Consider the following 20,412-nt stretch of genomic DNA (forward strand, 5'->3'; position numbering starts at 1 on the left):
GCCACTTTTCAGATATAGAAAGTTCTTTGGTACGTTCCTTTACCAATTCTTCAAGATGGGAAGAGTATTGCTCAAGTTTTTGTTTTTCTTGATTGAGTTCATATTGAAGGCTGAGCTCGCTTGTCAGTCTTTTCTGGTTAAGAAATCGTATAACTGTTGTTACTGAAGCTGTCGATAATAAGAACGCATTGTTGTTTATAAAAGTATGTAAATCCGAAATATTGTCAAAAAGAATGATTGGAACAAGATATATAGAATAAGCTATAGCAACAATTAACAAGGCTGTTTTGAGAAAACACGGGATAAAACCAAGTACAAAGACAAGGGTTAGTACGATGCCAGCGTAATAGGTTGACTTGTGTCCTCCTGAGGACAATATCATAAGCTCGACTGTAGCTGATGTAAGGACTGTACTGAAGATGATGATAAGATTTTGTGATTTTTTGTTCACATGTTTTCTGTTAAAAAGATACAGTATGAGCATTAAGAAAGAACACATCAGTCTGTAAATCAAAAACCTCGTAGCATTTTCCGGATCAACAAATCGGTCAAGGATGTTGAGAAAAGTTATAACAAATGCCCCCAAGACAAGTCCGACAGACAACCAGAAATTCGTTATTTTTGTTAATTCTTGTTCTATGTAATTGTTTTTATACTGATCCATAGCCCTATCTATATCTTAAAGTAAAAAGCATTACTTTTACTGGCTTAAAGTAAATTCATTATTACTATTTTACAATCAATTCTTTTGCTAAGTCTATAATTTGCTTTACAGTGGAAATCTGCGGTATGTCTTCGTCACGCACAGAAACCTTAAACTTTTTCTCAAGTGCTACGATAATCTCAATAGCCTTAATAGAATCGATCTCCAAGTCTTTAGCAAGATTCGATTCAGGTTTGATTTCCACTTCTTCCATCCCAGAGACTTCTGAAATTATTGATATAATTTCCTTTTCTAAAGTATCAAACATTTATCTTTCTCCTTGCGAAATGAATTTTTTTAAAACCAGACAGGCATTATTCCCACCGAATGCAAAAGAGTTATTCAAGGCTATTGTTACTTTGTGTTCCCTTGCTTTGTTTGGCACACAATCAATATCGCATTCAGGATCCGGTGTTTCAAAGTTAATGGTTGGCGGTATAATATCGTTCTTCACTGTCAGAGCACATGAAACTGCTTCAAGTGCTGATGCTGCTCCCATAGTATGACCAATCATAGATTTTATTGAGCTCACAGGAATTTCTTTATATCTTGAGCCAAAGACCTCTTTTATTGCTGCAGATTCAGCTTTATCATTTGTAGGAGTTCCCGTTCCGTGTGCGCTTATGTAATCAACATCCTCTCTCTGAATTCCAGATTCGGACAATGCTCTTAGCATACACCGGACAAGGCCTTCAACAGAAGGTTGGGTCATATGTTGTGCATCACAACTCAAACCATAACCTAATATTTCGGCATAAATAGGAGCACCTCTTTCGATAGCGTGCGTTAGAGATTCTAATACAAGTATGGCTGAACCTTCTGCAACCATCATCCCTTTTCTGTTTTTATCGAATGGTTGGCATTTTTCTGGTGCAACTGCTTTGAATTGATTAAAGCCTGTAAATGAAATTCTTGAGAAAGGATCCGATGCACCAGCAAATACAATATCAGCTTTTTTCATACGAATTAAATCAAATCCATATCCTATTGCATAATTTCCTGCTGCGCAGGCTGTTGAGAAAATGTAATTTGGACCATTAAGATTTAGTTCTCTGGCAATCATGGCAGGGGTTGTATGTGTTGGAAGCTGAAAAAACAATTCACTTTCAACGGCATCATTTTTTATTAGTCTGTCATTTATTTTTTCAATTGTTTGTATAGAACCAGAAGTAGTACCGATACAAGTACCTGTCTTAATGTTAGAGATGATATCATTTGTGAGCTTTGAGTCTTCGATTGCAAATTTCATAGCTGTAAGAGCAAGCTGTGAAGCTCTGCTGTATAAATGAACTTTCTGTTCCGGAATAAAATTAAAAGGATCGAAATCTTTTATCTCACCTCCGTAGTGAGTGAAATGATTCGATGTATCAAAAGAAAAGACAGGACTTATTCCGGAATGGCCTTCAAGGAGGCTGTCCCAAAAATTTTTCCAGCCATTCCCAATTGACGAAATGACACCCAGGCCAGTTATAACTATCCGACGATTGTCAGCATAATTCATCATAAATATTGGCTATTTTTTAAAACACAGAAAACGTCCGTATCTGAGGTAATTATAGTGCGTTTCAATCATAACCTTAAAATATCGAATTGATTTATGAAAATATTCCTCTGAAGCACCCTTTAAGTATACCTTAGACATTTGCAGTTCTCTCAGACGAGCACGAAGACCGCGGTCAACAATGTCAGTCGTGTCTTCGGTATGGAGAACAACAAAGCCAGCCTGTTCCAGTAAACTTTTTGTTTCCTGAATAGTGTGCTGGAACCACACACCTTCAGCATACGTTCCGGGAAAATCACCTCCAGCCTCATTCAGGTCACCTCTATCACCCCTTGCCCAGTCGTGGAAGCCCATTATTCCGCCCTTTTTTAAGACTCTATACAGACCTGACAGAGCGACTTCTTTATTCATCCAATGACAAATTGTTTCGTTGTGAAAAATCTTGTTAAAAGTGTTTTCAGAATAATCTATCTTGTGAACATCTTTAATGTCCCTTTTTATTAAAAAATCAACCCCCTCAAGAATGTCACAATCGATTGCCTTTTGAATTTGATTTGGATTGATATCGAATCCGATAATCCTGCAGCCATATAATTTTGCCATGAGTCTTGTTGGGGCGCCATTTCCGCATCCTGCATCCAGTATGAAGTCATCCTTCTCAATCTTCATCATTCTTAGTAGCTTTATTACTTCTGATTGCAGGTGATGTGACATGCTTTCAGTATCAAATACCCTTCTATCGAGACTTTTTGGATCAACACCGAAAGACTTATACATTTTTTCAAGTTCTTCTGCTGTATAAACTGGGAACCCTATATTTTCGGAAAAGCTTTTGATTATATTTTTTGTGACCTGTTCTTCATTTAACATGACTTTTCCCCCCAAAAACATTCTCTTTTTTGCTAAATATAAGTTCTGCTTCTGCCACTTTCTTTTCACCAACGAATGCCTCTGCGGTCACGTATGCACCGGTCGATAAAGATTTGATATTCATCACCTTAATTTTTAACTGATCCCCTGGAACAACAGGATGATGAAACCGTGCCTTAACAGAACCGAGGAAATAGATAGATTTCTCTTCATTTGGTTCTATCTTAGTGCCTGCAGCAAAAAGAATTATAGCAGTCTGTGCCATAGCTTCAATTATAGCAACACCTGGCATAATTGCAACTTCAGGAAAATGGCCAAGAAAGAATATGTCATTTCCTGATACATTCTTTACTGCTAAGGCCTCTTTGCCAGGATTAACATCCAAAATCTTATCAATCATGATAAAAGGAAACCGCTGAGGGATAAGTTTTTTTATCTCTTCAAAATCGAGTTGCATTTTAGCCTCCATACTTTCCAAGCACGATTGCTGTATTATTACCATAGAAATCAGATGCGGTTAAAAGTATATTATTTATTTTTTTACTTATCGCAATATTTGGCACGTAGTCCAGATCGCATTCAGAATCTTTTTCTAAATAATTTACTGTAGGAGGGATGATACCTTTTTGTAGAGAACAAACTGCTGCAGCAAGAGATAAAGCTCCTGATGCAGAATATGATTCACCTATCATTGATTTGATTGAACTAATAGGTATTTTGTATATCTGTTTTCCGAAAACCTCCTTAAAAACTTTTGTTTCCATTCTATCAAGTCCTTTAGCGGAGTTTGCGCTTGCAGAAATATAATTTATGTCGTCCGGATAAAGAGATGCACTTTTCAATGCATTGTTAATTGCGTTAATTAGACCTTTTCCTTTATGACTAAAATTGCTGTCTGATTCAGGATCAAAAGAATTGCCATAACCAAGCACATAAGCAAGTATTTTCGCGCCTCTTTTTAGTGCATATTCTTCATCTTCAAGAACAAGTACTGAAGCACCTTCAGAAAGAATAAAACCGTTTCTTCTCGCATCGAACGGGCAACATAGAGGTTCTGACCCATCAGTTCCAGATAAATATCCAAGTTTGTAAAAGGTAAGAAATGTCTCTTCGCATAATTCTTCAACTCCTCCGGCAAGCACGATATGCGCTCTACCTAAATTTATAAAATCATAAGCATAAGAGACAGCATCAAGACTGGCACAAAAACCTGTAGATATTGTTGTATTGAAGCCTTTTATTTTGAAACGAATTGATACCTGACTTGCTGGGGAATTAATTACTGTATTGGGGAAATGAGATGGATTGACATATTTAGGACCTTCGATAAGACTTACACGGTCAAACTGGGATATGCTGTGAAGGCTTCCAAAAGTTGTTCCAATAGAGACACCGGTAGAGTGAGTGTTATCTTCTGAGATGTAAAGATTTGCATCTTCAATCGCTAACTTAGCTGCAGAGCAGATCAATGTTGTGCTTCTATCAAGAATGCGAAGATCTTTTTTACCGAGGAAAGTGATGGGATCAAAATCATTAATTTCCCCTGCTATATGAACATTAAAATTAGATGTATCAAAAAGGCTTATTGTTCTAAATCCTTTTTTGCCTTGAACCAGGTTATCCCAGTAAATGTCTTTCCCAATTCCTATCGGTGAAATAACACCAATACCGGTTATAACAATTTTTTTGTTCATTCCTTTTTAATTTTATATCATTTAAAATTTAATAAAATACTTTAATAAACGATGCTAACTATTTGAATTATAGTATAATTATACATAGCTGAATTAACCCCTACAAAAAAAGTTATTTTCTTATCAAATAAAATACAATCAAACCAGAGTTATCACGGTTTTCTGATATTGCAGAATCAGGTATATTAGCCATGGTCAATATATTCCTGAATTCTTCTTCATTCCTCTGGAGGAAGCCGTCCCAGTCAACAATCCAGTGATAATCCGGGCCAATATAACGATTTGCATCCTTAAAAGCTGCTATTAAAATGCCACCTGAATTAAGAAGTTGATACAGGGAATTTAATATTCTTATTAGAAATTCGGTTTCAAGATAATCAAAAAATCCAACACTGTAAATAATATCCTGCTTCCCGAATTCTTTCATGTTTAATTCGTGGTCGAACATTCTGAGTGCATTATATTTTCGAAGGACAACCTGTTTTGATGATAGAGGAGAAATGTTTGTATATGAGAGACGATTGGCAGCAAAAGCAAGAGCATCGTTATCAAGATCAATGCATGTAAATTTAGCAGATGAACTTTCGATTTCGGAAGATAATTCAAACACTTCTCTGCAAGACCCGCACGCTATATTTAATACAGCGGGATTATTTCTAATTAGTAGTTCATCTTTCAATATTGTTCTTAGTTTTTCTATTCTGTTTCTTACTGCTACAGTCAATGGAGCCCTTAGAAAAGCTAAATCCAGATAATAGCCAAGTCCTTGGGATAACGGGGTATTCCTGTACATGCCTTCGAGCATTTTATAGTCACCTTGATAGCCCTGAGGCCATGTTCGTGCACGGTTCATGAAATAGCTTTTTGATATTATATGGTTTGTTTTTTCACGGAATCTTATTTGAGCATCACGTATAATATTTCTGTCTTTAACTTTTTCTTCAAAGTGTATATATGCATTTCTTATCTCTGAAATAGCATCCTCTATAGCCTGTAAAATGTCCTGAGGATTTTCATTTTTGTTTTGACATTTTTTTTCTATTTCTTCGAGTCGTTTGTTGAATAATTCTGTCGCTTCATCGATAATATCAACATGTTTCCCGTCCAGTTCAACTCCTACCCGGTAGCCATTATCAGACTTAATACAATACTTTACAAAACCAGCTTTATCTTCTATGCCCTCATTAAACCAGATAATATGCCCCGGTTCTAACGGATAGTCTGTGTAAATACCTAAACCATTTTCACTGATATCAAAAGACCTGCCATGTGCCTTTAGCCATTTGCGTTTCCTGTCAATAATTGAGCTGAAAGAATAATCAATAGATTGAGTAAACGGTTTTCTTTCAAATCTCCTTACCCTTTCATACTGAGCTTTCAATACATTTTCCATGCTGTTTTACCTCCTCTTTATAGAAAAATAGTTTTATAAAAATGACAAAATGTTTTTAACCATAATTTAAACAATTCTATTCTGTCTTGCTCCCTTTCCCAAATTTATCTAAAAAAGGTTTTACAAGATCTATCGGGACAGGGAAGATTATCGTTGAGTTTTTCTCTGTTGCAATTTCTGTCAAAGTCTGCAGAAATCTAAGCTGTAATGCCGAGGGTGAAGTTGCAATAATATTTGCAGCCTCTGTGAGTTTTTGCGCAGCCTGGAATTCACCTTCAGCATGGATAACCTTTGCCCTTCTTTCACGTTCGGCTTCTGCCTGTTTAGCAATCGCTCTTAACATTTCAGTTGGGAGATCAACATTTTTTACTTCGACCGCAGTTACTTTTATACCCCATGGCTCGGTCTGGAAATCGATAACCTTTTGAAGCTCTGCATTGACTTCCTCTCTTTTAGTCAGAAGATCGTCAAGCTGGCTCTGTCCGAGTATGCTCCTGAGTGTTGTTTGAGAAATCTGTGAAGTAGCAAAATAGAAATCTTCGACCTCAGTGATGGCTTTTATAGGATCCATTACACGGAAATAGATAACTGCATTAACTTTAACAGTTATATTATCTTTTGTTATTACGTCCTGAGGTGGCACATCCATAGTTACCGTCCTTAGACTGACTTTAACGAGTTTGTCGATTATCGGCCAAATTATGACAAGGCCAGGACCTTTAACTGGTATCACCCTGCCAAGCCTGAAGACAACTCCTCTTTCATATTCCCTTAGAATTTTGATAGCACTTGAAAGGAAATATATAATTAAGAATATTATCAAGAGGAAACCCATAAAAGATGGTGCAATAAAAGGCATGATAAACTCCTTTCTTAAACTATAGTTTTTTTACCTTAACAGTTAAACCTTCGATAGATTCTATAACTATCTTTTCCCCTTTTGTTATAGGTTCATCTGAAAAAGCTGACCATCGTTCTCCGTGTAATAATACCATTCCTCCTTCTTTTGTAATATTGGTAACCGCAATACCTTTTTCTCCCATTAGACCCTCTAACCCTGTTACAGGTTTTCTTTTATATGCCTTAAATGCAAGGCTGAATGTTAGTGTAAAAAATAAGGCAGTTATGATTACTGCTGGAAGTATGATGTAAAAGGAAAGTTTCATGAACGGTGCTGGTGATTCAAATAACATGATTGAACCAAGTATCATTGAAATTATTCCACCTATCGTTAATATGCCATGTGATATGATTTTTACTTCCAATATAAACATGATAATGGAAAGAATGATTAATAACAAGCCTGCATAATTTACAGGAAGGGTCTGAAAAGAATAGAAGGCGAGTATCAGGCATATCCCTCCTATCACTCCAGGAAAAATTGAACCTGGGTTTGTTAGCTCAAAAAATAGACCATAAAAACCAAGGAGCATTAATATATAAGCAATATTAGGATCAGATATCAGCCCCAGTATTTTGTGTCTGATGCTCATGTTTTCACGTATTACAACAGCATTTTTGGTATTTAGCACTTTTTCCCCGAGAATTGTTTGAACTTTTTTACCATGGATTTCGTCAAGTAAAGAATTGATATTCTTTGATATTAAATCAATTACATGAAGATTAAGGGCCTCTGTTTCTGTAGCAGAAATGCTTTTTCTGACAGCATCTTCTGCCCATTGAATATTTCTTGCTCTTTTCTCAGCAATAGATTTTATGTATGCAGCCGCATCGTTTGTTGCTTTTTCTGCCATTGTTTTATCCATTTTTTCACCGATACCTACAGGATGAGCAGCCCCTATATTTGTTCCTGGAGCCATTGCTGCAATATGTGATGCCAGAGTTATAAAGACACCTGCTGAAGCTGCCCTGCTTCCACTTGGTGAGACATATACTATTACTGGTATTTCACTGCCAATTATATCTTTCACAATATTTCTCATAGAAGTATCTAATCCACCCGGAGTATCTAATTCAATAATGAAAGCTTCCACTTTTCTTTCATTTGCTTTTTTTATTTGTTTTGTAATGAATTCAGCAACAACTGGATTTATTACGCTCTGAATAGTTATTACCATAACTTCTTTTTTTGTTTCTTGTGAATATGATATAGAAAAAATTGAATAGAGTAGAAAAATTAAAATAATACTCCATGAAAATATAATTTTTTTCTTTAAACAAAAGGGGGTATATATCATATTTCAAATTATAGTTTTAATAAAAAGGAATTTCAACAAGCTATTAAAATATATAAAATCGTTAAATTTCAAGCAGTTCAAAAAGTGTTATTAATACAGATTCACTTAGTGCTTTAAGATTATATCCACCCTCGAGGGTAAAAATAATGGGCGGGATTGTATGTCGTACTAACTTTTGACATGAAATAATACTTCTTACAATATTTCTTATTCCTTCATTAGAAACATAAATTCCAGAGAGAGGATCACTCGAAAGAATATCATATCCAGCAGATACGAGAATAATATCAGGATTAAATTTCATTACGAGGTTTGGTAATATATCATTATAACAATGAAAAAAGTCTTTATCTCCAGAGCCTGCTTGTAAAGGTATATTATATGTAAATCCCTTACCCTTGCCAACCCCTCTTTCTGAATCAGTACCTGTGCCTGGATAATGAGGATATTGGTGTGTGCTGAAATAAAATATTGTGTCATCTTCTTCAAATATATGCTGTGTTCCATTTCCATGATGCACATCAAAGTCAACAATAAATATCTTTTTATAGCCAATTTTTTGTGCATATCTTGCACCAATAGCAACATTATTGAATATACAAAAACCCATTGCACTATCTTTCTCAGCATGATGCCCAGGAGGTCTAACTGCACAGAATGCCCTTTCTATTATTCCCTGTTTAGTTTTTTCAAGAGCTTCTATAATGGCGCCAGCAGCGTAAAGTGATACTTCGAATGTATGCTCTGATATATATGTATCCGAATCGTAAAATCCCGTAAAGGATTTTATGTTATCGAAATATTTTTTTGTATGAACTTCAAGAATATCATTTTCTTTTGCAGGACAGGGTTTTAGATGAATTAGCTTATTCCATAAAATAGATTTCTGGAGTGTTTCGAGGATTACTGTTAATCTCTGAGAAGATTCAGGATGCCCAGGTGGCATTTTATGCTTAAGAAATATATCATCATATATAAAACCAACTTTTTTCATTTTAAACCTGACATTTGCTATAGGGTCTCCATATTTCTGTCATTCTACGCTTTATGTGAAAACCAGTTTTTCTGGTTTCCTGCTGAGTTTATCCCGTACTTGATACAGGGTATTAAGACGCATTTCAGGATATTTACATAATTTAGAAACCCTGTGGTTTTACCGCAGGGTTTCTCATTAAACAAAGGGTAGATGATTAATCACCATTTTGATTAATCTACTTAAAACAAACAACAATTAAAATAAACCTTTAACTTTACCTGTTTTTACATCCACATCCACTCGACGAAATGCAGGGTCTGAACTTGTTCCTGGCATAAGACTGATATTTCCAGCTACAGGACAGATGAACCTTGCCCCACCATAAATAAGAAAATCACGAATGTGAAGTGTCCATCCTTTTGGTACCCCTTTAATTGTAGGGTCATGAGAAAGGGATAGGTGAGTTTTTACCATCATTGTAGCATAATCTCTGAATTTTGGATCCTTTTCAAACCTTTCAGCTTTAGCTGTTGCCTCAGGTGAGTAACTAACACCGTTTGCACCATAAACCTCTTTAGCTATTAGTTCAATTCTTTTCCGTATAGGGGTTTCAAGATCATAGAGGAATTTAAAATCAACCCTATCATTACAGGCATCAATGACTGCATCAGCCAGCTCGAGAGCACCTTCACCTCCATATTGCCAGTGCTGTGATACAGCAACACGTGCACCTGCAGCCTCACACATCCTCTTCGTTAATTTAACCTCTTCATCTGTATCAGTGTGGAACCTGTTTATACAGACAACAGGATTTATGCCTGCCTTTTTCACTGTATTAATATGATGAATTACATTTGACATTCCATCTTCAAGCCATTTGAGATTTTCCTCAAAATATTCCTTTGGAATAGGTCTACCTGGGATTACAGGTGGTGCTCCTGCATTAACACCATGATGTTTCAATGCCCTTATTGTTGCGGTGATTACAGATACATTAGGAATATTGCCTGAATAACGACATTTTACATTCCAGAATTTTTCAAAACCGATATCTGCACCAAAACCTGATTCTGTAATATGATAGTCAGACAATTTAAGACACATCTTATCTGCAACAACGGAAGATTGACCGACAGCAATATTTGCAAAAGGCCCTGCATGTACAAAACACGGCTGGCCTTCCAATGACTGGAGTAAATTTGGATTTATAGCATCTCGCATCCATGCTGTCATTGCTCCTGCAACTTCCAGATCTTCTGTTGTAATTGGATTTCCTTGTTTATCATATGCAACTACAATACCACCTATTCTTTTGCGAAAATCTGCAAGGTCACTGAATATAGACAATATAGCCATTACTTCAGACGAAACTGCAATGCCGAATTTAGATGGCATCATGAAACCATCCATTTTACCACCAATCCCTATAATGATATTACGGAGAGCTTGCGCACAATAATCAATAACCCATCCCATTTCAATGTTTTTAGGATCAATATTTAGGCGCTTCAAATTTCTTTTTGAGAGTTGTTCATCTGTGTAATTGAATTCATGTTGCATTCTTGCTGTCAGAGCAACCATAGCAAGGTTATGGGCATTCATAACAGCGTTGATGTCACCGGTAAGACCAAGAGAAAATTCTGTGAGAGGAATACATTGTGATAAACCACCGCCTGCAGCAGAACCTTTAATATTCATAGTTGGACCGCCTGATGGTTGGCGTATAGCTGCGGTAACTTTCTTTTTACGTTTACCCAATCCTTGTAAAAGACCGAGGGTAGTTGTTGATTTTCCCTCACCTAAAGGGGTAGGGGTAATCGCTGTTACTTCGATAAATTTACCATCTGGCTTATTTTTTAATCGATCGAGCACTTTTGAATAATTTACTTTTGCAATATAGTGTCCATGAGGTATAAGTTCATCCGTTTCAATCCCCAATTCCTCAGCCAATTGCAAAGAGGTCTTCATGGTTTTCTCCGCTGCTTCAGCAATTTCCCAATCTGCATTTTTTGTAGGGTCCAATAGCATGTTAAAAATCCTCCTTTCTTAATAGATTGGTGTCATTAGTCAACAGTCATTTGTTACTGATTAGATATAACGATAGTTACAAAATTCCATTTTTACTGATGACCAGCGACTAATGCAGTGACGCCTATTGTTTATGTATTAATAGCTAATTAAAGCACTCAGGAATTTATCATTCATTCTTCTTAAATTCTTACTCATCACGATAGCAATTCTCTTAACAATATTAAGTGCCATAGCACAGTCTTCTTCCATTAATCTCTCAAAATCTTCTTTGGGAAGCAAAAGCAGTTCCGAGTCTTCAATGGCTACGGCGGTTGCTACATGTTTTCGATTTTCGAGAATGGACAATTCTCCAAAAAAATGACCTGTAGTCAGAACAACGAGTGTTTGCCTCCAGCCATCTGCTGTAACCCTTGAAATCTCAACCTTGCCACTGTGTATTAGCCATAATCCTTTTGTGTCGTCTTTTTCTTTAAAGACTTGTTCACCTTTTTTAAATGATATCTTCTTTAACATTTTAGATATCTTGTTAAGAGTTACGCCGTTTACATCTTGTAACAATATCTGCTGTTTTAAAATATCTGTTTTAATCATAAATGACCTCCTCCGTTATTAAACACTAAAATTTTTAATTGCCTCTATCTTAACTGCACAAACTTTCAATTCTGGTATTTTTGCGATTGGGTCGAGAGCATTATTTGTGAGAATATTTGCCGCTGCTTCTTTGAAATGGAAGGGTATAAAAACAGTGCCTTTTAATAAGCGATCTGTTGTATAAACTCTGATATCAATATGTCCCCTTCTTGAAGACACTCTTACCATGTCTCCATCAAATACGCCAATATTGGAAGCATCTTCAGGATGTATTTCTATGTACGCATCGGGAGATATAGCATTAATAGCGTGGATCTTTCTTGTCATAGTACCTGTATGATACTGGAAAAGCTGTCTTCCTGTCGATAGATAGAACGGATATTCTTCATCAGGTAGTTCTTCAGATGGTCTATAATTAACAATTGTAAAAACAGCTTTCCCTCTCGGAAAACCACCTTTGAACAGATATGGTGTTCCTGGATGATCAAGAGTAGGGCATGGCCATTGAATGCCTTTTTGGGAAATTCTTCCATATGTTATACCAGCTAAAGCTGGCCAGAGTTCTGCTGCTTCACGAAAGACTTCTTCAATGATTGTATAGTTCATTTTATATCCAAATCTCTTAGCTAATTCTATAATAATGTTTGCATCATCTTTAGATTCACCCGGCGGATCAATTGCCTTTCTGACGCGTTGAACCCTTCTCTCTGTATTCGTAAATGTCCCGTCTTTTTCCGCAAAACATGCAGATGGAAGTATGACATCAGCAAGAGCTGCCGTTTCGGTCATAAATATGTCCTGGACAACAAGAAAGTCAAGATTATTTAACGCCTTCAATGTATGATTCAAATCAGGGTCGCTAAGAGCTGGATTTTCTCCCATGATATACATCGCTTTTATATTTCCGAGAATCGCTTCTTTTATCATCTCAGTAGCAGTAAGGCCGACCTTGCCGGAAAGATTTACTCCCCATGCTTTTTCAAATTTAGTTCTTACACCATGGATATTTACTCTTTGGTAACCTGTATAAAAATCAGGGATACAACCCATATCGGTTGCTCCCTGGACATTATTCTGACCTCTGAGTGGATTGACGCCTGTGCTTTCTCTTCCAAGATTACCGCTTATTAAAGCAAGATTAGCTATTGTAAATACATTTTCTGTTCCATGGGTGTGTTGGGTAATCCCCATTGTATAATAAATTCCAGGCCTCACTGCATTTCCATAAAGAAGTGCTGCCTTTATAATTTTTTCTTTAGGAACTCCTGTGATTCTTTCGCCTTCTTCAGGAGTAAAATGATTAAGAGATTCTTTAAAACTTTCGAAACCATCAGTCCGTTCTTCTATGAACTTTTTATCAATTAAATCTTCTTTAATCATTACGTGCATTATTGAATTTATAAGCGCAACATCAGTTCCAGGCCTATGCTGTAACCATAATGTTGAGAATCTTACAAGGTCGATTTTTCTTGGGTCAGCAACAATAAGTTCCGCTCCTTTTCTAATAGCCTTCTTCATTTTCAGTCCTATAATTGGATGTGTTTCAGTTGTGTTCGAACCTATAACAAAGATTACATCATGACCCTCAATTTCAGGAATCGAATTTGTCATTGCTCCTGAACCAAATACAGTTGCCAGCCCGGCAACTGAGGAACTATGTCAGTACCTCGCACAATGGTCAACATTATTCGTTCCGATTACAGCTCTCATGAACTTCTGAAATAGGTAGTTTTCTTCATTTGTGCATCGGGCTGAAGCGAGGCCACCTATTGCGTCAGGCCCATAATTCTCTTTTATCTCTCTAAGCCTTTTTGAAACGTATTCGAAGGCTTCGTCCCATGATACCTCTCTAAAGAGTGAGGTGTGAGTTGTGAAATGTGAGGTGATTACCTCCCCATTCGGATTCTCTTTTGGGGCTATTCTAATGAGAGGTTTTGTAAGTCTTTCAGGACTGTTGACAAACCCATAGCCAAATCTACCCTTTGCACAGAGCCATCCCTCATTAATAGTGTTTTCTCTTGATGATACCCTTATGATTTCATTCCTGTGGATATACAAAGTTATATTGCATCCACATCCACAATAAGGACATATGGTTTCAACTTCTTTAAAATTCTGTCTTCCTTTGTTAGCCCACATCTTACCGGTAAGGGCTCCTGTAGGACATACTGCAACACATTGACCACAAAATTCACACTTAAGATCTTTATCAAACGGAGGAGCAATTTTTGTATTGAGCCCTCTATATGCAAAATCAATAGCGCTTACCCCCTGAACTTCTTCACAAATACGGACACACTGCCCGCACAGAATGCATTTTTCCATATCTCTTTCTATAAAAGGATTTGCATCCCTTTTTGTATAAATTCTTCTTTGACCCTCAAATCTGTTTTCTCTTAAACCATAAAAATAAGCTAATTCCTGAAGTTTACAATCTCCTGACCTTTCACACACCATGCAATCTTTAGGATGGTCAGAAAGGATTAATTCAAGAGTTGTTTTTCTTAATTTTTCAAGTGTAGGGCTTGTTGTTTTAACTATCATGCCATCTTTTGCAAAAGTTGTGCAGGAGGCAACTGGTTTAGCGATTCCATTTACCTCGACTAAACAAAGTCTACATCCCCCATAAGGCGAAAGGGCAGGATGGTGACACAGAGTAGGAATAGGAATATCGAGTTTCCTTATAGCATCGAGAATTGTGGAAAGTTTCCTCACAGTTACTGTTTTGCCGTCTATTTTTAGTGTTACCATATTCCTCTTTACAAATATTGTCTATTTATTAATGTTTGCTCCTTATAATTCGGCAGTCCTTAAGCCGGAACCCATTTTTATAGATTCTAAATTCCTGCTTCCACAGGAATGAAAAAATTCCCGAATATATCAAAAGACTACTATTCTTACAGTTCACGGTTCACGATTTCGTAATTGCCTTAAACTTGCATACATCAAAACATGTCCCGCATTTAATGCATATGTCAGTGTCTATTTTATGTGGAGATTTTCGCACACCTCTGATTGCATCAGCAGGACATACCCTTTTGCATGCTCCGCAACCTGTACATAAGTCTTCATTTATGTAATATGTAATCAAATCTCTGCAGACTGCTGCAGGACATTTTTTGTCTCTGATATGAGCTTCGTATTCGTCCCTGAAATATTTGATAGTACTCAACACAGGGTTAGGAGCAGTCATTCCGAGACCACAAAGAGAAGTTGCCCTTATATGAGTACCCAGATCTTCGAGAAGTTCTATATCACCTTCTTTGCCATTGCCATTAGTAATTCTTTCCAATATTTCAAGCATCCTTTTTGTTCCAATCCTACAAGGCACGCATTTACCACAGGATTCTGCCTGTGTAAATTCAAGAAAAAACTTTGCTGTATTAACCATACAACTTGTTTCGTCGAGAACGACCATCCCACCTGAACCCATTATTGAACCAACTTGTGCAAGTGATTCGTAATCTACTTCGATATCAAGAAGATCTGCAGGTATACATCCTCCCGAAGGCCCTCCTGTTTGCACTGCTTTTAAAGACTTGCCACCTTCAATCCCTCCGCCAATATCATAAATTATTTCCCTCAGGGAGATTCCTAAAGGCACCTCAATCAATCCAGCATTCTTTATCTTTCCTGTTAATGAAAAGACTTTAGTCCCGCCGCTCCTTTCAGTTCCAAGATTTTTAAACCAGTCGGCACCTTTCAAGATAATTTTAGGAACATTAGCAAAAGTTTCAACATTATTCAAAACCGTTGGTTTTCCCCACAGCCCCTTTTCAGCCGTTCGCCATAGCTTAGGGGTTGGCATTCCACGTTTGCCCTCGATAGAACGCATCAGAGCGGTTGCTTCTCCACAGACAAAGGCACCAGCCCCTTGAAATATTTTCAAATCGAAATTAAAACCTGTTCCGAATATATTCTGTCCGAGAAAGCCCTCGGAATAACACTGATCTATAGCAAGTTGAAGTCGTTTTACTGCCAGAGGATATTCAGCGCGGACATATATATAACCTTTGGAGGATTCCGTAGCCTTTGCACAGATAATCATGCCCTCAATAACAGAATGAGGATCCCCTTCCATTACAGCTCTGTCCATAAATGCGCCGGGATCTCCTTCGTCTCCATTACAGATAACATATTTGATGTCAGAGTTTATATTTAATCCAAGTTCCCATTTAATACCTGTAGGGAAACCGGCGCCTCCTCTTCCTCTTAAATTAGATTCTTTTATTACTTCTACGATCTCTTTTGAACTCATAGAGGTAAAGGCTTTCTCTGCTGCTCGATAACCTCCGACTGCAATATAGGCATTAATGCTTTCCGGGTCTATTTCACCGCAGTGAGAAAGCACCAATTTAGTCTGTTTATCGTGGAACGAACGATATTCTTCACCAGTAACCCATTCCATAACCGGTGTTCCTTTTATAATATGTTCATCAAATATTCTTTGAACCATCTCAGGTTTTACAAGTTTATATGTAGTTTTTTCTCCATTTATTAAAATATCTACAAGGACATCTTTTGAACAGAAACCCCTGCAGCCAACTTTATGAATTGAGCAATGGTCTTTAAAATTAGCTTCGATATTATAAGAAGAGAAAAGAGATTTGAATCTTGATAGAACCTCTTGCCCGCCGGCAGCGATTCCGCCTGTGCCAGTGCATACTTTTATTTCTATATTTCTTTTCATTAATCTGTTTTTTTCAATTTATTTAATTCTTTTATCATTTTGTCCAGAGTCATCTTGCCATGAACGTCCTTATTGAAAATCATTACAGGGGCAATCCCACATGCGCCGATACAATTAACCTTTTCAACTGTAAATTTAAGATCATCAGAAGTATTTTCGCCTTCTGGAATATCGAGCTCCATAAAAATCCTGTTTATTAATCTTTCAGACCCCCTAACATGACAAGCTGTTCCACGACATATGGTAATTACATTTTTACCTCTCGGTTTAAGATGGAACTGTGAGTAAAAAGTGGCTGTTCCAAAAAAACGACTGGCTGGAATATCAAGCTTTTTTGAAAACCAGTAAACTGCTTCTTGGGGGATATAACCAAAATGTTCCTCAATATCCTGAAGAATAGTTATAATATTACCATCATTTTTTTCAAAGTTTTCTAATATTTTTTTATAGATATCATTCATTTTTAATTTAATACGTAAAAATAGAAACTATTAGCATAATGTTGTAACAAAGTCAATAGTTTTTTATAATCCCGAGTATTTACCCCTAATAATGCAATTAAAATAATGTTTTAATATATATCAGGGTCGATACCTTAGTATACTGATTATTTGTTATCCGAAAAAACATAAATTTTTTATGGACATGGATAACTAACATGAAAGGGAATGTTTGATTTTTAGCAATATTTTCCGTTATTATCACAAGCATGGAATATAAAAAATTATTCGAGGAATCAAATCGTTATATAATGAACACATACAAAAGATATCCTGTTGTCCTGAGAAAGGGCAGGGGTATGAAAGTGTGGAGTTCTGATGGAAAAGAATATCTTGATTTTGTAGCGGGTGTTGCAGTAAATATACTGGGCCATTGTAATCCGAGGGTTGTCGTTGCTATACAGAAACAAGCGCAGAGACTTATACACATATCAAATTACTATCATATTGAACCACAGATTAAACTTGCAAAGTTACTTGTTGAGCATTCTTTTGCAGATAAAGTATTTTTTTGTAATTCAGGAGCAGAAGCGAACGAGGCAGCAATAAAACTTGCGAGAAAATATGCAAAAGAAAATTATAGCTATGAAAAATATCATATAATAGCAGCAAAAAATTCATTTCATGGAAGAACTTTTGGAGCAATGTCTGCTACAGGACAGGAGAAATTTCAAGCAGGATTTGAACCGTTAGTTCCAGGGTTTGATTATGTTGAGTTTAATGATATTGAGAACCTTAAAAAGACAATCACGAATAATACATGTGCGGTTATTCTTGAGCCCATACAAGGTGAGGGTGGTGTAAGAATGCCTGATAAAAACTATCTCAAAGAAGTAAAGAATTTATGTAAAAATTATAATGCACTTCTTATTCTTGATGAAGTTCAGACCGGAATGGGTAGAACAGGAAAACTATTTGCATATGAGCATTTCGATGTTGTTCCAGATATTATGACTATAGCAAAAGGACTCGGTAACGGAGTTCCAATTGGAGCAATGTTAACAACTGATGAGATTGCTTCTGCTTTTAAACCAGGTAATCATGCAACAACGTTTGGTGGTAATCCACTCGTGTGCGCTGCGGCAGTAGCAACAATTGAAACACTCCTTGAAGATGGATTCATACTGGATCAATGTAACAGAATGAGTAAATACTTTTTTGAAAAGCTTGAACAATTAAAGGCCGAATTTCCATATTTTATTAAAGAGATAAGGGGCATTGGACTTATCATAGGTGTAGAACTGACAAGGGAGTGTGATACAATCGTAAATGCATGTCTTAATAAGGGGATACTCATTAACTGCACAATGGGGAATGTTTTACGCTTTGTTCCTCCTTTAATCATACAGCGAAAAGATATTGATCTTCTTGTAGAAGTTCTGCGCGATATTTTATCGAAATTGACTTAATACTCAATGGAGTTGAGAATGAGTTTCGAAAAAAAGAAAAGAGATTTTCTTACAATTCTTGACTTATCAACCATCGAAATAGAGGGTTTAATAAGAAGAGCAATAGAACTTAAATCAGGCAAAGATGCAAGCAAGTGTCCATTAATTGGCAAAAGCATCGGCCTTTTATTTGAAAAATCTTCCACAAGGACAAGGATTTCTTTTGAGGTTGGTATTTATCAGCTTGGAGGGCAATCTATCTATATGAACCCGAAAGAGACACAAATCGGAAGAGGAGAGACAATTTATGACACAGCAAAAGTTTTATCGAGATACCTTAATGCAGTTGTAATAAGAACCTTTAGTCATGACAGACTGAGAGAGTTTGCTGCAAACTCTTCTATACCGGTAATTAATGGACTTACTGACCTTCACCACCCATGCCAGGCGCTTGCTGACTTAATGACCATCTTTGAGAAAAAAGGACGTCTCAAGAAGATTAATCTTGCTTATATCGGTGATGGTAATAATGTTGCGCATTCCCTTCTTGAAGCTGCTACAATGACTGGTATGAACATTTCACTTGCATGCCCGAAAGGTTATGAACCGGATGCAAAAATAGTCAAAAAAGTGAAGGAATTAGCAAGTAGCAGGATTTTAATTATTAGAGAGGCTGAAGAAGCTGTAAGCAAAGCGGATATCGTTTATACCGACGTCTGGGTTAGTATGGGACAGGAAAAAGAAGCTTCAAAGAAAAAGAAGAAATTCAAAAAGTATCAGCTAAACAAGAAGATTCTTTCTTTAGCACAGAAAGATGCTATTGTGCTTCATTGTTTACCAGCACACCGTGGTGAAGAGATAACCGATGAAGTTATTGATGGACCTCAGAGTGCAGTATTTGATCAAGCAGAGAATAGATTACATACTCAGAAAGCATTATTAGAGTTTCTATTGACGTGAGTGAATAAAAGAGCTTTCTATTTAATATTTTTTACTGTTTATACATTATTCTGTACTTATCATGTCCATGCAAAAACTATTCAAGCAGAAATAATCCCCATTGAAGTTCGTCCTGGAGACCCTTTTCTTGTTAAAGTAACTGGAATAAAGTCTTCAAAAAATCTTTATGCTTCTTTCAAAAATAGTGAATTACATTTCAATAGCTGTGGGGCAAATTGTTATCTTGCAATCGGTGCAGTAGATATAAAAACAGAACCAGGAATATATCTATTACAATTTAAATCCGGGAAAAGGAAGCTCATACGGGAAATAAAGGTAATTGAAACAACTTTTCCAAAACAGGAAATAAGTTTATCTGATGAAAAAGTTTTTTTAGACCGAAAAAATCTGAAAAGGGTTAAGAAAGAAAATAAGAGATTGAAGACTATCTTCAGAAAAGTCACACGTAAACTCTGGGATGGAGACTTCATCCTTCCTCTCGAAAATGATATAACTACAGATTTTGGAACTGAGAGAATAATAAATCGTGACATAAAGAGTCTGCACACTGGAGTGGATATAAGGGGAGAAGAGGGAGAAGAGATAATGGCATCTAACAGTGGAAAGGTAGTTTTTAAAAGAGAGCTATTTTTTGGTGGTAAAACTATTATCATTGATCACGGAGACGGAATATATACAATTTATATGCATCTTTCAAAATATAACGTAAAGCTTCATGAAATTGTTCCTAAAGGTTTTATTATAGGCTATGTCGGTTTTACTGGAAGGTCAACAGGGCCACATCTGCACTTCGGAGTAAAAATATCAAAGATCAACGTGAATCCGATTTCTTTATTTGAACTCGAATTATGAATAATTATTTCTACCTTTTTATTTATCCTGAGAATAGTAAATTTCATGTAAGAATAATTTATAAT

Annotated in this window: 18 protein-coding genes; 3 read left to right on the forward strand and 15 right to left on the reverse strand. The window is 36.4% G+C overall.

Going from position 1 to position 20,412, the window contains the following annotated elements:
* The 15 genes from HXY53_08550 to HXY53_08620 all read right to left on the reverse strand — a co-directional run.
* Nucleotides 1–664 (reverse strand): hypothetical protein (locus HXY53_08550; GenBank protein ID NWF76595.1); only part of this gene is annotated, 664 nt, incomplete at its 3' end.
* A gap of 64 nt (nucleotides 665–728) precedes the next feature.
* Entirely contained in the window at nucleotides 729–971 is a 243-nt protein-coding gene (locus HXY53_08555) for an acyl carrier protein (protein NWF76596.1), read from the reverse strand.
* A complete protein-coding gene (locus tag HXY53_08560; protein ID NWF76597.1) occupies nucleotides 972–2,207 on the reverse strand; it encodes a beta-ketoacyl-[acyl-carrier-protein] synthase family protein in 1,236 nt (411 codons plus the stop codon).
* Nucleotides 2,208–2,216: 9 nt separating this feature from the next.
* Complete coding sequence (locus HXY53_08565; protein ID NWF76598.1) at nucleotides 2,217–3,074, reverse strand: methyltransferase domain-containing protein; 858 nt, start codon at nucleotides 3,072–3,074, stop codon at nucleotides 2,217–2,219.
* Nucleotides 3,064–3,531, reverse strand: coding sequence for a 3-hydroxyacyl-ACP dehydratase FabZ (fabZ, locus tag HXY53_08570; GenBank protein NWF76599.1), 468 nt, complete (start codon nucleotides 3,529–3,531; stop codon nucleotides 3,064–3,066). Before fabZ ends, HXY53_08565 begins: the two co-directional genes overlap by 11 nt.
* A 1-nt stretch (nucleotide 3,532) precedes the next feature.
* Entirely contained in the window at nucleotides 3,533–4,768 is a 1,236-nt protein-coding gene (locus HXY53_08575) for a beta-ketoacyl-[acyl-carrier-protein] synthase family protein (GenBank protein ID NWF76600.1), read from the reverse strand.
* Nucleotides 4,769–4,880: 112 nt separating this feature from the next.
* Nucleotides 4,881–6,161, reverse strand: a complete 1,281-nt coding sequence (locus HXY53_08580) for a class I SAM-dependent methyltransferase (protein ID NWF76601.1) — start codon at nucleotides 6,159–6,161, stop codon at nucleotides 4,881–4,883.
* A 76-nt stretch (nucleotides 6,162–6,237) separates the two neighbouring features.
* Complete coding sequence (locus tag HXY53_08585; GenBank protein ID NWF76602.1) at nucleotides 6,238–7,020, reverse strand: slipin family protein; 783 nt, start codon at nucleotides 7,018–7,020, stop codon at nucleotides 6,238–6,240.
* A gap of 19 nt (nucleotides 7,021–7,039) precedes the next feature.
* Nucleotides 7,040–8,359, reverse strand: coding sequence for a nodulation protein NfeD (locus tag HXY53_08590; GenBank protein NWF76603.1), 1,320 nt, complete (start codon nucleotides 8,357–8,359; stop codon nucleotides 7,040–7,042).
* A 61-nt stretch (nucleotides 8,360–8,420) separates the two neighbouring features.
* Nucleotides 8,421–9,353 (reverse strand): histone deacetylase, encoded by a 933-nt coding sequence (locus HXY53_08595; GenBank protein NWF76604.1) that lies wholly within the window; start codon nucleotides 9,351–9,353, stop codon nucleotides 8,421–8,423.
* A gap of 237 nt (nucleotides 9,354–9,590) precedes the next feature.
* Nucleotides 9,591–11,363, reverse strand: coding sequence for a formate--tetrahydrofolate ligase (locus HXY53_08600; GenBank protein ID NWF76605.1), 1,773 nt, complete (start codon nucleotides 11,361–11,363; stop codon nucleotides 9,591–9,593).
* A gap of 138 nt (nucleotides 11,364–11,501) precedes the next feature.
* Entirely contained in the window at nucleotides 11,502–11,957 is a 456-nt protein-coding gene (locus HXY53_08605; GenBank protein ID NWF76606.1) for a cyclic nucleotide-binding domain-containing protein, read from the reverse strand.
* A gap of 18 nt (nucleotides 11,958–11,975) precedes the next feature.
* The gene (gene fdhF / locus HXY53_08610; protein NWF76607.1) at nucleotides 11,976–14,708 is read right to left on the reverse strand and encodes a formate dehydrogenase subunit alpha; all 2,733 of its coding nucleotides are present in this window, start codon (nucleotides 14,706–14,708) and stop codon (nucleotides 11,976–11,978) included.
* Between the two features lie 160 nt (nucleotides 14,709–14,868).
* Nucleotides 14,869–16,647 (reverse strand): NADH-quinone oxidoreductase subunit NuoF, encoded by a 1,779-nt coding sequence (locus tag HXY53_08615; protein NWF76608.1) that lies wholly within the window; start codon nucleotides 16,645–16,647, stop codon nucleotides 14,869–14,871.
* Entirely contained in the window at nucleotides 16,647–17,108 is a 462-nt protein-coding gene (locus tag HXY53_08620) for an NAD(P)H-dependent oxidoreductase subunit E (GenBank protein NWF76609.1), read from the reverse strand. The genes HXY53_08615 and HXY53_08620 overlap by 1 nt, the downstream gene beginning before the upstream one ends.
* 248 nt (nucleotides 17,109–17,356) lie before the next feature.
* Between HXY53_08620 and HXY53_08625 the strand changes: the two genes are divergently transcribed.
* The 3 genes from HXY53_08625 to HXY53_08635 all read left to right on the forward strand — a co-directional run bounded on the left by HXY53_08625 (nucleotide 17,357) and on the right by HXY53_08635 (nucleotide 20,347).
* Nucleotides 17,357–18,556: an acetylornithine transaminase gene (locus HXY53_08625; GenBank protein NWF76610.1), complete on the forward strand. Its 1,200-nt coding sequence runs from the start codon at nucleotides 17,357–17,359 to the stop codon at nucleotides 18,554–18,556.
* A gap of 6 nt (nucleotides 18,557–18,562) precedes the next feature.
* Nucleotides 18,563–19,495, forward strand: a complete 933-nt coding sequence (argF, locus tag HXY53_08630) for an ornithine carbamoyltransferase (protein ID NWF76611.1) — start codon at nucleotides 18,563–18,565, stop codon at nucleotides 19,493–19,495.
* 585 nt (nucleotides 19,496–20,080) lie between these two features.
* A complete protein-coding gene (locus HXY53_08635) occupies nucleotides 20,081–20,347 on the forward strand; it encodes a M23 family metallopeptidase (GenBank protein ID NWF76612.1) in 267 nt (88 codons plus the stop codon).
* The last annotated feature ends 65 nt before the right edge of the window (nucleotides 20,348–20,412 follow it).

This window comes from Nitrospirota bacterium, assembly GCA_013388455.1.
Taxonomy (GTDB): Bacteria; Nitrospirota; Thermodesulfovibrionia; order Thermodesulfovibrionales; family SM23-35; genus JACAFF01.

Coding starts and splice junctions, on each gene's coding strand:
- fabZ (NWF76599.1), bottom strand. CDS start 3,531: ATGCAACTCGATTTTGAAGAGATAAAAAAACTTATCCCTCAGCGGTTT.
- HXY53_08605 (NWF76606.1), bottom strand. CDS start 11,957: ATGATTAAAACAGATATTTTAAAACAGCAGATATTGTTACAAGATGTA.
- HXY53_08565 (NWF76598.1), bottom strand. CDS start 3,074: ATGTTAAATGAAGAACAGGTCACAAAAAATATAATCAAAAGCTTTTCC.
- argF (NWF76611.1), top strand. CDS start 18,563: ATGGAGTTGAGAATGAGTTTCGAAAAAAAGAAAAGAGATTTTCTTACA.
- HXY53_08575 (NWF76600.1), bottom strand. CDS start 4,768: ATGAACAAAAAAATTGTTATAACCGGTATTGGTGTTATTTCACCGATA.
- HXY53_08635 (NWF76612.1), top strand. CDS start 20,081: ATGGCATCTAACAGTGGAAAGGTAGTTTTTAAAAGAGAGCTATTTTTT.
- HXY53_08625 (NWF76610.1), top strand. CDS start 17,357: ATGGAATATAAAAAATTATTCGAGGAATCAAATCGTTATATAATGAAC.
- HXY53_08600 (NWF76605.1), bottom strand. CDS start 11,363: ATGCTATTGGACCCTACAAAAAATGCAGATTGGGAAATTGCTGAAGCA.
- HXY53_08595 (NWF76604.1), bottom strand. CDS start 9,353: ATGAAAAAAGTTGGTTTTATATATGATGATATATTTCTTAAGCATAAA.
- HXY53_08580 (NWF76601.1), bottom strand. CDS start 6,161: ATGGAAAATGTATTGAAAGCTCAGTATGAAAGGGTAAGGAGATTTGAA.
- HXY53_08615 (NWF76608.1), bottom strand. CDS start 16,647: ATGAAAAGAAATATAGAAATAAAAGTATGCACTGGCACAGGCGGAATC.
- HXY53_08620 (NWF76609.1), bottom strand. CDS start 17,108: ATGAATGATATCTATAAAAAAATATTAGAAAACTTTGAAAAAAATGAT.
- HXY53_08560 (NWF76597.1), bottom strand. CDS start 2,207: ATGATGAATTATGCTGACAATCGTCGGATAGTTATAACTGGCCTGGGT.
- HXY53_08585 (NWF76602.1), bottom strand. CDS start 7,020: ATGCCTTTTATTGCACCATCTTTTATGGGTTTCCTCTTGATAATATTC.
- HXY53_08590 (NWF76603.1), bottom strand. CDS start 8,359: ATGATATATACCCCCTTTTGTTTAAAGAAAAAAATTATATTTTCATGG.
- HXY53_08555 (NWF76596.1), bottom strand. CDS start 971: ATGTTTGATACTTTAGAAAAGGAAATTATATCAATAATTTCAGAAGTC.